Origin of the sequence: Bradyrhizobium sp. CIAT3101 (assembly GCF_029714945.1) — a bacterium.
Lineage (GTDB): Bacteria > Pseudomonadota > Alphaproteobacteria > Rhizobiales > Xanthobacteraceae > Bradyrhizobium.
The window spans coordinates 2,165,905-2,179,097 of the sequence record NZ_CP121634.1 but is presented as its reverse complement, the minus strand read 5'-3'; the positions used below and the strand labels follow the sequence as shown (position 1 = coordinate 2,179,097).

Here is a 13,193-nt window from a genome sequence, read left to right as displayed (position 1 = left end):
CGGAGCTGCGCGCCTCGCGCAAACGGGAACTCACGGGAGACGCATGCGGCTCTTCATCCTCGGCCTCGGCTACAGCGCCCGGCATTTCGTCCGCACATTCGGCGGCAGCTTCTCGCATGTCGCCGGCACGGTCCGCGACCCCGCCGCGCGGGTCGATCTTGCGGGGATCGAGGTGCATGGCTTTTCCGGCAGCCGCCCGGCCGACGCGACGGTCGACCGTATCAGCGATGCCGATGTCCTCCTCATATCGATCCCGCCCGGCAGCACCGGCGATCCCGCGCTGGCGGCGCTCGGTGACGTGCTCGCAGCACGCCGCCGCAAGGTGGTCTATCTCTCCACCGTCGGCGTCTATGGCGATCACGCCGGCGGATGGGTGGACGAGAGCACACCGCCTCAGTCGAGCCTCGACCGCGCGCGGATGCGGGTCGCGGCGGAGCAGGCCTGGACGGACACGGCACACGGCGACGTCGCGATCCTGCGGCTCGCCGGCATCTACGGTCCCGGCCGCAACGCGCTGGTGACGCTGCGCAACGGTACGGCGCGCCGTATCATCAAGCCCGGCCAGGTCTTCAACCGCATTCATGTCGACGATATCGCTGGCGCCATCATGGCTGCGATCGACCACAACGGCAGCGGCACCTGGAACGTCTGCGACGACGAGCCCGCACCGCCCCAGGACGTGATCGCCTACGCCGCGCAGCTGATGGGCGTTGCGCCACCCGCGGAAGAGGCGTTCGCGACCGCCGAGATGTCGGCAATGGCGCGCAGCTTCTATGCCAGCAGCGCCCGCGTCTCCAACACGCGGCTGAAGCACGAGCTCGGCGTCCGGCTTGCCTATCCGACCTATCGGCACGGCCTCGATGCGCTGTGGCGAACGGACGACGGACGATAAGGTCTTGGCGCGTCCCAGACATGCCCTACCCGCGCTTGACTTCGCGTCTGCGCGGTCATGATCTAGGCGTGGAGCGAGCCACCGCATAACGAGCTCGCCGCCTGGGAGGATTTCATGAACAAGACGATCGTCATGATCGCGGCGGCTGCCGTCATCACGTTCGGAGCAGCGCGCGCCGCGCCGCTGCCCGAGGCCAATCCCGACGATGTCGGCTTCTCGAAGCAGGGCCTCGCACGGCTCGACGATTTCTTCGCCCGCGAGATCGCCGCCAAGCGTGTGCCCGGCGCCGTCGTCGCCATCGCGCGGGACGGCAAGCTCGTGCACTACAAGGCCTATGGCATGCTCGATCCGGACAAGGGCACGCCGATGCCTATCGATGCGATGTTCGCGCTGGCCTCGATGACCAAGCCGATGGCCGCGGTCGCCGGCCTGACGCTGATGGAGCAAGGCAAGCTGCCGCTCCAGACAAAACTGTCCGATTACTATCCCGCCTTTGCCGACATGAAGGTCGGCGTTCAGCAAGCCGACGGCTCGGTGAAGCTCGAACCGCAGGCATCGCCGATCTACATTCACGACCTGTACCGCCACACGTCCGGCCTGATGTATGGCGGCCGTCCGGACTCCTCCAGCGCGCTCGCGCGGCAATACCCTGAAGGGACTGCACCGGCGATCGAAGGCGACACGCAGGCCTTCATCGATCGCATCACGAAACTGCCGCTGGTGCATCAGCCCTCGACCGAGTTCGAATACGGCTTCTCGATCGACGTGCTTGGCGCCGTTGTCGAGAAGGTGAGCGAGCAGCACCTTGGTGATTATCTCGCCGCTAATGTCTGGCAGCCGCTCGGCATGAAGGACGCGACCTTCCATCCCACCGACGCACAGCGCCCCCGTCTCGCGCGCCCCTTTGCCAACGATCCGATCACGGGGAAGCCGCAGGCCATCAAGCTTCTGGATACCCCGACCAAATTCGATTGCGGCGGCGCCTGCTCGTTCGCGACGGTCGGCGACTACATCCGCTTCGGCCAGATGCTGCTCAATGGCGGCGAGCTCGACGGACAGCGCATCCTCTCGCCCAAGACCGTACATCACATGACGAGCAACCATCTCGGCCCCGAGATCAAGAACAACGTGGCTAATGTCGAACCGCATCGTGCCGGTTTCGGCTTTGGCCTCGCGGTCGCGGTTCGAACCAGCGAAGGACTGTCGTCGGTCCCCGGCAATCCCGGCGAGTTCACATGGAATGGCGCCTACGGAACGCAGTTCTTCTGCGATCCCAAGGAGCGGCTTGTCGTGGTGGTGGGGACGGCGGCACCCGGTGAGCTGCGCAAGTATTATCGGGAGCAGGTGCAGGACATCGTCTATGGCGCGATGACGAAGTGAGGCCGGTCCGCGCGCAAGTAAAAAGGGCGGTCGCTCGGACCGCCCTTTTGGATTCTGGCGTCAGCTCAGGACACCATACTTCTTGAACCAGGCCTGCGCCTGCTTCCAGGCATCCTCCGCCGCGTCCTTGCGGTAGCTGCCGCGATAGTCGGCATGGAAGCCGTGCGGCGCTTCCGGATAGATCTTGAAGTCGTCCGTCTTCTTGTTCTCCGCGAGCGCCGCCTTGAGCTGCTCGACCTGAGCTACGGGGATGCCGGTGTCGGCGCCGCCATAGAGGCCAAGCACCGGCGCCTTCATCTCGGGCGCGAGCTGCAGCGGGCTCTTCGGCCACAGCGGATTGGGCGCATCGACCGGCGGACCATAGAAGGCAACGCCGGCCTTGAGCGTGCCGCTATGGGCGGCATATTCCCAGACCGTACGACCACCGCGGCAGAAGCCGATGATGCCGAGCTTCGCGGTGTCGCCGCCCTGCGACCCCGCCCAGGCCACCGTCGCGTCGAGATCGGACAGCAGCTCGGCGTCCGGCTTGGCGTTGACGACCGGCAGCAAGTCCTTGATGTCGGTGATCTTGGTGAGATCGGTGCCCTTGCGGAAATAATAGTCGGGCGCGACCGCGAATGCGCCGAGCTTGGCGAGGCGCCGCGTCACGTCCTTGATGTATTCGTGCAGCCCAAAAATCTCCATCGCGACGATGATTAGCGGCGCCTTGGTGTTGCCGGCGGGACGGGCGAAGTAAGCAGGCATCTCTTCGGAACCGACCTTGATCTTGGCATCGCCGGCCTGGAGGCCGGTGGTGTCGGTCGTGATCACCTCGGCGCGGACGGGACCTGCCGCAAGCGTGTAGCCGGCAGCAACGGCCGCGGTGGCGCTCATGAAGCCGCGGCGCGACACCGGGGCGACTTTCGTCAGCCCCACGACGTCGGCTGTCATGGTGGTTTCTATGCTCATCGGTCTTTCCTTCCTGATGCCTAGCCCTGATCTTCAGGCGACGCATTCGCCAATAAATGCCTGCGAAACGCAAATCACCAGCCTGCGAGCGCCGGACCTTTCAGACCCGGCGATCGCGCTGCTTCACCGGTGCGGTCTCCGGCATCAGGCTCATCGCGACAAGTCCGACGATCGCCGCAAGCAGCAGATACCAGGCCGGCGCCAGCGGATCGCCGGTGACATGGAGCAGCCAGGTCACCACGAGCTGCGCAGTGCCGCCAAAGCTTGCGATCGCGACTGCGTAGACGGTGGCGAACACGCCGCCGCGGATGTTCTGGGGCAGCGCCTCGGTAAAGGTCGCATAGAACGCAGTGAAGGGCAGCGAGCCGATGACGGAGAGCAGACCGAAGCCGACCAGCAGCGACAGCGTGCCGGGCGCATGGACGATCCACAGGAAGACCGGATAGGTCAGCAGCAGCGTTGCGAGCTGCGGCCAGATCATGACGGGCTTGCGGCCGAGGCGGTCGGCGAGCCAGCCGCCGACCAGCGCGCCGGCAAACTGAATGGCGTTGCTGACCAGCGACACGCCAAACGCCAAGGTCGACGAAACATGCAGCGTGTTCTGCGCATAGGTCGTCATGTATTGCGTGACATAGGTCGAGATCGTGCCGCTGGCCAGAACCATCAGCGCCAGCGCGATGAGGCCGGTGTGGCGGCGGGCCTGCGAGAAATGGCCCGTGCTCTCCTTCGCGACGGTTCCGGCTTCCGCCTGCGGAATCGTTTCCGGCAAGGTTCGGCGCATCCAGACGCCGAATGGCAGACAGATTGCGCCGATCAGGAACGCGACCCGCCAGCCATACGCGTCCAGCATCTCCGGCGCCATCGTCTTGCTGAGGATGACGCCGACAAGCGCGCCGGCGGTCGCGGCGATCTCCTGGCTCGCCGGCTGCCACGCCACCACCAGCGCCCGATGCTCGGGCGGCGCAATCTCGATGAGATAGGCGGTGGTGGGCCCGACCTCGCCGCCGAGCGCAAAGCCCTGCGCCATGCGGGCCGCGATCACGATGATCGGCGCTGCGATGCCGATCGCATTGTAGGACGGCGTGAACGTGATGGTGACGATCGCCGCCCCCATCAATGCGAAACTCAGCAGCATGGCCGGCCGCCGGCCGATCCGGTCGGAATAAGTGCCGAGCACGATGCCGCCGATCGGCCGCGTCACGAAGCCGGCGCCGAAGGTCGCAAGCGACAACATCAGACTGCCGTATTCGCTTCCGGTCGGGAAGAAGGTGTGGCCGATCTGGATCGCGAAGAAGCTGTAGGTGATGAAGTCGTAGAACTCGAGCATGTTGCCGACGGTGGCGGCGAGTGCTGCGCGTTTGACGTTGAACGGCTTGTTTCCTGACGGCACTCTCGAATTCCCGGTGATTGTGTGCCCGATTTAACCGCGTGACCGCATTGCGTCGCAACATCCATTAACCGAAAAAGGGGGTTCTCCCCCAGGCCGCGGCGCCATCACGCGTTGCAAGCTGTGTGCAGCTTCGCGCAATTCGAAACGTTTCGCCGCAACATTCGGCTCGATCGTGGCCGCAACGACACATCATGTTGCCCGGGCACAGCACACGGTCCGATATTTGAAGGCAAGCACGCGTCATTTGACTGAAATTTTCAGATCAGTTGAGCCGTCATATTTACTCGAACTTTCTTCGTGACGCTCTAGTTCCACTCCCGAATGTTCCATCTCCAGAACGGAGAAGCGTCTTCCAAGCGCGGCAATTGTTTCCGCTTCGAGCGACGCTCGACAGCTTCATTCCGACCCGCAGCGATTGCGCACCCAACTGCTCAATTGAATAAAGCTTTATCCGATCTGGCATCGATATGAATTTGGCTCGTGAAGCGATTGAATTACTTGGACAGGTCGCGCGAATCCTGTGGTTCGAAGGCACCAAGCACGGCATGCGCGATCGCGAGTGGATGGCGCTGCGCTTTCTCTCCCGTGCCAACCGGTTCTCCAGGACGCCTTCGGCACTGGCAAGCTATGTCGGCACCACGCGCGGCACCGCCTCCTTCATCATCGGCGAGCTCGAACGGCTCGGCTATGTGGAGCGGAAGCGCTCCACCAAGGACAAGCGCTCGGTGACGCTGAGCGTGACGCAGCAGGGCAAGAAGTTTCTGGCGCGCGATCCCGTCAACGGCCTCGTCGAGGCGATCGCGATCCTCGATGACGACAGCAAGCTCCGCTTTCGCGACACCTTGCGACACGTGCTCGATCAGGCGGATGCCGCCGAACAGCGGCACCACACCGACGTCTGCAAGCGATGCATCTTCCTCCGGGAGGATCGCACAGCTTCCGAGAACAAGACGACGGTCGAATTCACCTGCCGGCTGTTTCGCGCGCCGATCGCCGAAGCCGAGATCGACCTGCTATGCACCAGCTTCGAGCATCATCGCCAATAGAGCGTCCGCAGCTCATTTGCGCGCCGAATAGACGACGCCGCCGCTGGTTTCCACCACTAGACGGCCGCTCTCGTTCCTGATCTCCTCGATGCGACCGAGATTCGGGACCTGCTGGCCGAGCACGGCCTCGATGACACCGCTCGGCCCCTGCAGGATCGCAATGCCTTCATAAGCCTGGCGAACCGACCAGCCCTTGACCACCTTTCGCGGCGCCGAGCTGCGTTCGGCCGGAGACACCGAGCCCGTGGTCTCGGGTGCTGCAAGCGAGGCCATCATCGGCGCCGCCGGCGACGGCTGCGCGGCAACGGGAGTCGGCGGCTGGACCTGGGCCTGCGCAAGCCTGTCGAGCTTGGCGGTCGAGGACGAGCTCACGCGCTCGATGCGATCCAGATTCTCGGCGAACCGGCCGAAACGATCGCTGGTCGACTTGCTTGACTGATCGACCGCGGTCCGCAGGCCGTCCAGATTCTCGGACACGCCGGCCAATTGCTTGCGCAGCTGCGTGACCGTATCGCGCAGATTCCTGATCTCCGCACTGGCCGCGGCACTGGTCTGGCTCGGCTGCGTGGTGAGATAGGCAATGACGCCGGTGCAGGCGCAGACCACCAGGATCGCGGCAACCGCCAATGTCGCAAGCGGCGCGACCCATGTTGGACGTGGCGGCGGCGGTTTGGCCACGATCACCGCTGGCTTGATCGCCACAGGCGCAGGCTTTGGTATCGCCATCTTATCAAGGCGCGCCTTGGCGCGAATGCGCTTCAATCCCTCGAGCGCGGCCTTGGCGGCAACTTCGTCGCTCGCTGCCGATACGGGCTTCACGCTTGGCGCGGGCTTGGCCGCACGCGGCGCATTATTGGTCTTCGTGTCGCGCGCTTCCGGAGCCGGCCTCGCCGCTGCGGTCAAATCCGCAGTTTCGGCGGGACGCGTTTTTCCATCGGACAACATTTGAAAATGCTCCGTTCGTTTTCGATCTATTGAACGAAGCTAGTTGGCGAAGCTTGCCTGAAACGTGCGCGTCAAAAAATCTATTCGTCACAAACAATGCGACATCGAATGAGTCCAACGCGTCATGCACGAGGCGAAAGTGCGACTCGAAAGACACACACTCGCCAAGATTTCGCCAAGCTGGAGTCTCGCCGCCATACATGAGTCGAATTGTCGCAGCCGGGTGCGCGGCCAGGAGAGTCAATCCGGGGTTGAAAACCCCTCCCTGCGACAGCCCGACAGCACTACCCAAAATAGCTGTATTTGTACGGGCATATGGAACTTTATAACCGTCACGGTGCAAAAGTAGTTTGGATTTCAAATCAACTGATGATCTTTGACATACAAAGAAACAGCCAGAAACAAACCAACAGCATCAAGCACACGTAGCAAACGCTTTGTTCCGCACGCTTGATCGGAAATCGGCAATTGTTACGGTCCTACTCAAGTGATTCTCGCCAGTTGGCGAGGAGATCGACCAAGTTCAGTAGCGTTCGGACGTAATCAGCAACGTAGCGCAACTATTCTAGGTCGCTGTCTCACCGCTCCGCGGGGTGATCCGTAAGACACCCGCCGAGCCTCACGCAGTAAGCGTTCAGTATTGAGTCGAAGTAGCAGGCCTGCTCACGCAGGCACTGAATGCGTAGGGCTGCCCGCGAACATCGAAACATAACAACGGTTCGCGGGAGGGAATATCGTCAAACAGCATGGCGTCGAGCCGGGGCATCACAACAACTCCCGGCCGCTGCAAGTGCGAAACAGGGGCGACTGACTAATGTATATAATCGTTGATGATCGCGAGAGCGTCACGAACAGCTACGTAGGAGGGCTCGTTCGCGAGGGCGTATCGTCGATCGGGTTCTCCTCCGGAGAATTCTGGGACTGGCTGCAATCCGCGAACGAATCGGACCTGGCAGCGGTCGATGCCTTCCTTCTGGGGGACTGCGATGCCCGCGGAAGTCTGCCACGGGCGATGCGCAAGCGGTCCACGGCTCCGATCATCGCCATGAGTGGCCAGAAGATGCTCAAGAACACGCTGGAGCTGTTTGAATCCGGCGTGGACGACGTGGTTCATGTGCCGATTCACCTGCGTGAGATCCTCGCCCGAACGGCCGCGATCGCCCGCCGCCGGGTGGGCGAGTTGCCAAGGCCCTGCGAGACCCGGATCCAGGTCTTCTTTAACGGACGTGACCCCGAAATCGCGGGCCATGCCCTCACACTGCCCCGCCGCGAGCTGCGCATTCTCGAGTATATGGTCAGCAATCACGGCAAGTGGATCACCAAGACGCAGATCTTCAACGCAGTCTACGGCATCTTCGAATCCACGTTCGACGAGAGCGTGATCGAAAGCCACGTCAGCAAGCTGCGCAAGAAGCTGCGTGATCGGCTCGGTTTCGACGCAATCGTGGCACGGCGCTACGTCGGATACCGGCTCAACATCCCCGCCACCGAGGCCATCGACGAGCCGATGCAGGAGCTCGACGAGGTCGGTATCCTCCTGAACCGGGCACATGCCGCCCCGGCGGCGTACCCGGCCGGCAACTGACGCGCCAAAGCGCGATGAGATCGGGTGAGATCCTCATCGCGCTTTGGATTTGAACATGCCCCGGAAAGCCGCCGCACACCTTTCCGGGTCATGTACTTTCAAGCCACGGCTCGCAAACAACAACCGGCCTCTGCGGGGACATCCGCAGAGGCCGGCTTGCTTCAGCAGCAGAAACGTCATTGCACCCGTGCGGCCTCGCGGCCCGGCGCGTTACGGCTTCTGCTGGAATTCTTCCTTGGAGACGTAGTTGAAGTCCTCGACCAGCACGTCCTGGACGATGTCGGCCTGCATCCGCTCGTTGACGCGCTGCTTGATCCCAGCGGTCAGGACGGAGAGGTCGTAGCGGGCGAGCTTCCTGAAATCGAGCTTGTCGTCAGCGTAGATCCTGCGGAAGGCCTCGTCCACGACGAACGGCTCGGGCGGAACGGTGAGCTGGTGCATGGTTCGCGCCTCCACCGTGTAGACGAAGCGCGCGACGATGTAGCCCTGCACGGCGCCGCTCTCGACCATGGGGATGCTCAGCGCGCGCGTCTTCTGGTATTGCAGCCCGTCCAGATATTCGTCCTTCGCGGGCAGCAGGGTGCCGTTTTCCTTCCAATAGGCCACGCCGTAGCTCGTGCCCGCGGTGAGGATGCATACCCAGAGCCCGGCCAGCACCAGCTTGATCATTTTCCGTCCCGCGCTGCGCGACCGGTGTAGGTGCCGTCAGACTCGGCATCCTTGATCGCCCTGACGATGATGGTCGCGACCTCACGCACGGCGTCGTAATGCATTTCGAGGAGCGAACGGTTGCGCTCGAGCTTCTCGCGCAGCCGCCGGATCTCCTCGGTGATCTCGCTTTCGCCGCCGAGATGCATCCGCGCCCGCATCAGACGGACGAATTCCAGCATGCTCCGGCTCTTGCGCATGCTGAAATCGTCGAAATCGACCTTCTGTCCGGTCGCGAGCGCGACGGTTTCTTCCTCGACGATGGTCTCGAGCCGGCGGATCGCTGACAGCAGGCCGCTGACCTCCTCGGCCCGCGTCGCCTCCAATCTTGCCGCCTCGGCTTCGTCGAACGGCATCTCGCCGCCGACATTCGGCAGCAGCACGGGCAACAGAGCATCGCCCGGCGCGGCCCCGGTCATCATCTCGGAGTCCAAGACCTGCTGTTCGACGACCGGCTGCTCCATCACCGGAAGTGTCGCGCCCTGTTCCACCTGCATAGCAAATTCACCCTTCAACTTTGGTCACCCGTGTCCCAGATCCATCAGCCCGACTTGCCCGTCACATCCGGACCAGGCGGGTGTGCGGACGCGAGCTGCTTGGCAATTCCGATCCCCTTGCCCTTCGCGAGCTGGGCGCCCAGCTGCTCGGCCAGCATCGATTTCCAGACGCCGCCGGCGGTGCCCTTGCCGAACACTTCCTCCGACTCCTTCGGCAGCATCGTCTCGACAAAGGTCTGGAGGATGAACGCCTCGAACTTGCGATAGACCTCGTCCGGGCCGGGCTTCTTGATCACCTGCACCGGCGGCCCGTTCACCACTCCGGACTGCGCCTCCGCCACATTCGCGGCGGATTGATCGGCCGCTGCCGCGGCCGCCTTGGTGGCCTCGGAGTCCATCGTCGCGGCGAAATCGGCGCCCGACGATTTCAGTGCGTCGAGCTTCGCGGTCGCGGCGCGCTGCGCCACCGGATCGGCGGCGTCGAGGACGTCGAGGACGAGGTCGGATGTCGGCGTCACGATCATGTCTTGTTCCGGCTGGCTGGCCGCGGCGTCAAATCGCGAACGGCGGCATGTGTCTCGGTCATGTCCTCGAGCGAGCGCTTCTCGGCGTCGCGCAGCTTTTCGGCCAGCGCCACCTTGGCGACCTCTTCGAGCTGTTTGACGCGCCGGTTCTCCGAGCGGACCTTGTCGAGTTGCATCGCGGCCCGCTCCTGCACGGCGCGCGCGCCGACGGTCGTCCTGTTGAGGCGCTTCGCGAGCGACTCGCTCGACGATCCGGCCGGCGGTTTTCCCTCGTTCAGGGTCCTGACCAGCCAAACCTGCTCATCCTGCATGGTCTGCTCCTGCTGCCGCAATTGCGCGAGCTGCCATTCGGACAGACGGAGCTGAAGCTTCACCAGCGAGACGATCCGACCGAGCTTGTCCGCGCGCGAATTCATGGCCCGTCATCCCGCCAGCCATGACGACATGCCGAGCATGAATTGCGTCAATAACTCGTCACTGGTGAGATAGAGCAGCAGCAGGCCGCCGACCAGGACGAACGGCACCGAGACGAAATAGACCGCAATCGACGGCGTCAGCTTGTTGATGAGGCCGATCGAAAAATTGACGATGACGGAATAGACGATGAAGGGGCTGGTGATCCGCAGCGTCAGCACGAACGCGTCCGTGAGGCGGCTCGTGAGCTGATTCAGCGCCATCTCGCCGCTCAGTCTCTCACCGGGATGCCAGACGTCGTAGGAGTTCATCAACCCACGCACGACTTGCCAATGCTGGTCGGTGAGGAAGAACAGCGTGGTGACCGCGGCCATGATCAGCGGCACCGAGGCCGGCGTCGGATCGTTGTCGCCGAGCGGCACGCCCGGGATGTTGCTGAGCCCGATCGAACTCGCCATGACGGTGGACATGGTCTGGAGCGCGAGGAAGAACACGCGCCCGCCGAGGCCGATGACGCTGCCGACCAATATTTCGGTGCCGATCAGCAGCGCGAGCGTCAGCGGCGACGCATCGTCCACCAGCGGCTTCAACATCGAGACCAGGATCGGTGACAGCGCAAACGTCGTGACGAGCGCGACGAACAGACGGATCTGCGGCGGAACGTTCGTGCTGGAATAGCCGGGCACCAGCATCAGGCAGGAGCCGATACGGCAGAATACGATGAACGTCGCGAGCACGTTGTCGGCGAGGCCGCTGATCACGAGATGGCTCCGAGCGCCCGGATCTCGGCGCTGCGAGCGACCTCGACGTGCGACAGGATCGGCAATGTCGGGAACACCCGTTCCAGGATCATGCGGACATAGGGGCGGGCTTCCGGCGTCACCGCCAGCACTACGCTGGTGCCGTCCTCGGTGAATTTCCGGATCGCGGCACTGGCTTCGGTCGCGAACTGTTCGATCAGGCGCGGGTCGGCGTCGAACTCGACGACGTCGCCCTTGCCGTCGCGCTTCAGGCTCTGGTGGAAGGCGAGATCCCAGCGGTTGCCGAGGCGAAGGACGTTGAGCACGCCATTGTCGGAGAGATCACCGCAAATCTGCTGAGCCAGGCGCATGCGCACGTGCTCGGCCACCTGCTCGGATCGCCGCACATGCGGCGCGATTTCCGCGATCGCCTCGAGGATCAGGTGAAGATTCCGGATCGACACCCGCTCGCCCAGCAGGATCTTCAGGATCGCCAGCAGGCCCGAATAGGAGATCTGCGACGGACAGAGATCGTCGACCAGGCGCTTGTACTCGGGCTCGAGCCGGTCAAGCAGCCCGCGCATGTCCTTGTATGACAGCAGCTGGGAGAGGTTCGCCCTGAGCACCTCGCTCAGATGCGTGAGCAGCACCGACAGATTGTCGACCGGCTTGCAGCCCTGCCGCCTGACCTCATCGGTGAAGGCCTCGGTCACCCACAGCGCCTTCATGCCGAACGCGGGCTCGATTACCTCGTCGCCGGGCACGTCGGGCTTGCCGTCCTTGTCCACCAGCACCATCACCTCGCCGATCCTGAGCTCGCCATGGGCGACGCGGGTATCGTGGATCCGGATCTGGTAGCCCTTGGGGTCGATCGACAGATTGTCCGACAGCTTGATCTCGGGAATGACGAAGCCGTACTGCTTGGCGAACTTCTTGCGGATCTTGCTGACGCGGTGCGCGAGCTCGTTGCGCGAGCCGAGCAAATGGACCGACAGATGGCTGCCGAGCGACAGCTCGATTTCGGCGGTCTTGAGCGATTCCTTGACGGATTCCTTGGCATCGTTCTGCGCGCGCTCTTCCGCCTTGCGCGCCGCCTCCTTCTGCTGCGCAGCCGCCTGCCGCTTCGGCAGCGAGTAGCCGACGAAGGCCATGACGCCGCCCAGGAGCACGAACGGCGCCATCGGCAGGCCGGGCATCAAGGCAAGCACGAACATCATCAACGACGCCGCCGACACCGCGCGCGGGTAGCCGCCGAGCTGCCGCAGCACGGCCTGCTCCGCCGAACCTCTGGTGCCGCCCTTGGAGACCAGCAGGCCCGCCGAAAGCGATACGATCAGTGCCGGCATCTGCGTGACCAGACCGTCGCCGACGGAGAGTTTTGTGTAGACGTCGGCAGCACGCGACAGCGTCAGGCCGTGATGGGTGACGCCGATGATGATGCCGCCGAAGATGTTGATCGCGGTGATGATCAGGCCGGCGATGGCATCGCCGCGGACGAATTTCGAGGCACCGTCCATCGCGCCGAAGAAGGAGCTTTCCTCTTCGAGCTCGCGGCGCCGGCGCTGCGCTTCCTTGTCGTCGATCAGACCCGCCGACAGGTCCGCGTCGATCGCCATCTGCTTGCCCGGGATGGCGTCCAGGGTGAAGCGGGCGCCGACTTCGGCGATACGCGTCGCGCCCTTGGTGATCACGACGAAGTTCACCGTGACCAGGATCGCGAAGATGATCAGGCCGATGACGAAGTCGCCGCCCATGACGAATTTCGAGAAGCCGGCGACGACATGGCCGGCAGCCTGTTCGCCCTCCCCGCCGCGGGACAGGATCAGGCGGGTCGTCGCCACGTTGAGCGCCAGCCGCAGGATCGTCGCGATCAGCAGGACCGTCGGGAAGGCGGAGAAGTCGAGCGGCCGCTGGATCCACAATGCGACCATCAGGATCAGCGCCGCAAGCGCGATCGAGAACGCCAGGCCGAGGTCGATCAGAAGCGGAGGTATCGGCAGGAACAGGATCGTGAGCATGGCCACGATACCGCCCGCGAAGAAGGCATCCGCGCCGACACGTCGCGGGTTGGGCAGGCTAGCAGCTAAAGTATCGGCCATGGGTCACCGGCAGCAGGGTCCGCCT

General features: G+C 63.7%; 13 protein-coding genes. 4 read left to right on the top strand and 9 right to left on the bottom strand.

What is annotated here, in order from left to right:
• The first annotated feature begins 43 nt into the window (after positions 1-43).
• Both QA645_RS10190 and QA645_RS10185 read left to right on the top strand, forming a co-directional pair.
• Positions 44-892 (top strand): SDR family oxidoreductase, encoded by an 849-nt coding sequence (locus QA645_RS10190; protein ID WP_283049945.1) that lies wholly within the window; start codon positions 44-46, stop codon positions 890-892.
• A 114-nt stretch (positions 893-1,006) separates the two neighbouring features.
• Positions 1,007-2,272: a serine hydrolase domain-containing protein gene (locus tag QA645_RS10185; RefSeq protein ID WP_283049943.1), complete on the top strand. Its 1,266-nt coding sequence runs from the start codon at positions 1,007-1,009 to the stop codon at positions 2,270-2,272.
• Between the two features lie 60 nt (positions 2,273-2,332).
• Here QA645_RS10185 and QA645_RS10180 read toward each other — a convergent pair whose 3' ends face one another.
• Together QA645_RS10180 and QA645_RS10175 are read right to left on the bottom strand one after the other, a co-directional pair.
• Positions 2,333-3,220, bottom strand: a complete 888-nt coding sequence (locus QA645_RS10180; protein WP_283049942.1) for a dienelactone hydrolase family protein — start codon at positions 3,218-3,220, stop codon at positions 2,333-2,335.
• A 100-nt stretch (positions 3,221-3,320) separates the two neighbouring features.
• Positions 3,321-4,547 carry an MFS transporter gene (locus QA645_RS10175; protein ID WP_283053153.1) on the bottom strand — a complete coding sequence of 409 codons (1,227 nt, stop codon included), beginning with the start codon at positions 4,545-4,547 and terminating at the stop codon, positions 3,321-3,323.
• 530 nt (positions 4,548-5,077) lie between these two features.
• Between QA645_RS10175 and QA645_RS10170 the strand changes: the two genes are divergently transcribed.
• Positions 5,078-5,656, top strand: a complete 579-nt coding sequence (locus tag QA645_RS10170; RefSeq protein WP_283049940.1) for a MarR family transcriptional regulator — start codon at positions 5,078-5,080, stop codon at positions 5,654-5,656.
• A gap of 12 nt (positions 5,657-5,668) precedes the next feature.
• Here QA645_RS10170 and QA645_RS10165 read toward each other — a convergent pair whose 3' ends face one another.
• Entirely contained in the window at positions 5,669-6,601 is a 933-nt protein-coding gene (locus QA645_RS10165; RefSeq protein ID WP_254195115.1) for a hypothetical protein, read from the bottom strand.
• Positions 6,602-7,415: 814 nt separating this feature from the next.
• On the opposite strand from QA645_RS10165, the gene QA645_RS10160 reads away from it, so the two are divergent.
• Entirely contained in the window at positions 7,416-8,186 is a 771-nt protein-coding gene (locus QA645_RS10160; protein WP_283049938.1) for a response regulator transcription factor, read from the top strand.
• Positions 8,187-8,396: 210 nt separating this feature from the next.
• Here the strand turns inward: QA645_RS10160 and QA645_RS10155 are convergent, their stop codons facing one another.
• Genes QA645_RS10155 through flhA form a run of 6 tightly spaced genes read right to left on the bottom strand, consistent with a single transcriptional unit; the run spans position 8,397 to position 13,168 of the window.
• Entirely contained in the window at positions 8,397-8,855 is a 459-nt protein-coding gene (locus tag QA645_RS10155) for a hypothetical protein (protein WP_283049937.1), read from the bottom strand.
• Positions 8,852-9,391 (bottom strand): flagellar biosynthesis protein FlgN, encoded by a 540-nt coding sequence (locus tag QA645_RS10150; protein ID WP_283049936.1) that lies wholly within the window; start codon positions 9,389-9,391, stop codon positions 8,852-8,854. The genes QA645_RS10155 and QA645_RS10150 overlap by 4 nt, the downstream gene beginning before the upstream one ends.
• 44 nt (positions 9,392-9,435) lie before the next feature.
• Positions 9,436-9,915, bottom strand: a complete 480-nt coding sequence (locus QA645_RS10145; RefSeq protein WP_283049934.1) for a rod-binding protein — start codon at positions 9,913-9,915, stop codon at positions 9,436-9,438.
• Positions 9,912-10,331, bottom strand: coding sequence for a hypothetical protein (locus QA645_RS10140; protein WP_283049933.1), 420 nt, complete (start codon positions 10,329-10,331; stop codon positions 9,912-9,914). Before QA645_RS10140 ends, QA645_RS10145 begins: the two co-directional genes overlap by 4 nt.
• 6 nt (positions 10,332-10,337) lie before the next feature.
• Entirely contained in the window at positions 10,338-11,090 is a 753-nt protein-coding gene (gene fliR / locus QA645_RS10135; protein WP_254133665.1) for a flagellar biosynthesis protein FliR, read from the bottom strand.
• Positions 11,087-13,168, bottom strand: coding sequence for a flagellar biosynthesis protein FlhA (gene flhA, locus QA645_RS10130; RefSeq protein WP_254133666.1), 2,082 nt, complete (start codon positions 13,166-13,168; stop codon positions 11,087-11,089). The genes fliR and flhA overlap by 4 nt, the downstream gene beginning before the upstream one ends.
• Positions 13,169-13,193 lie beyond the last annotated feature (25 nt).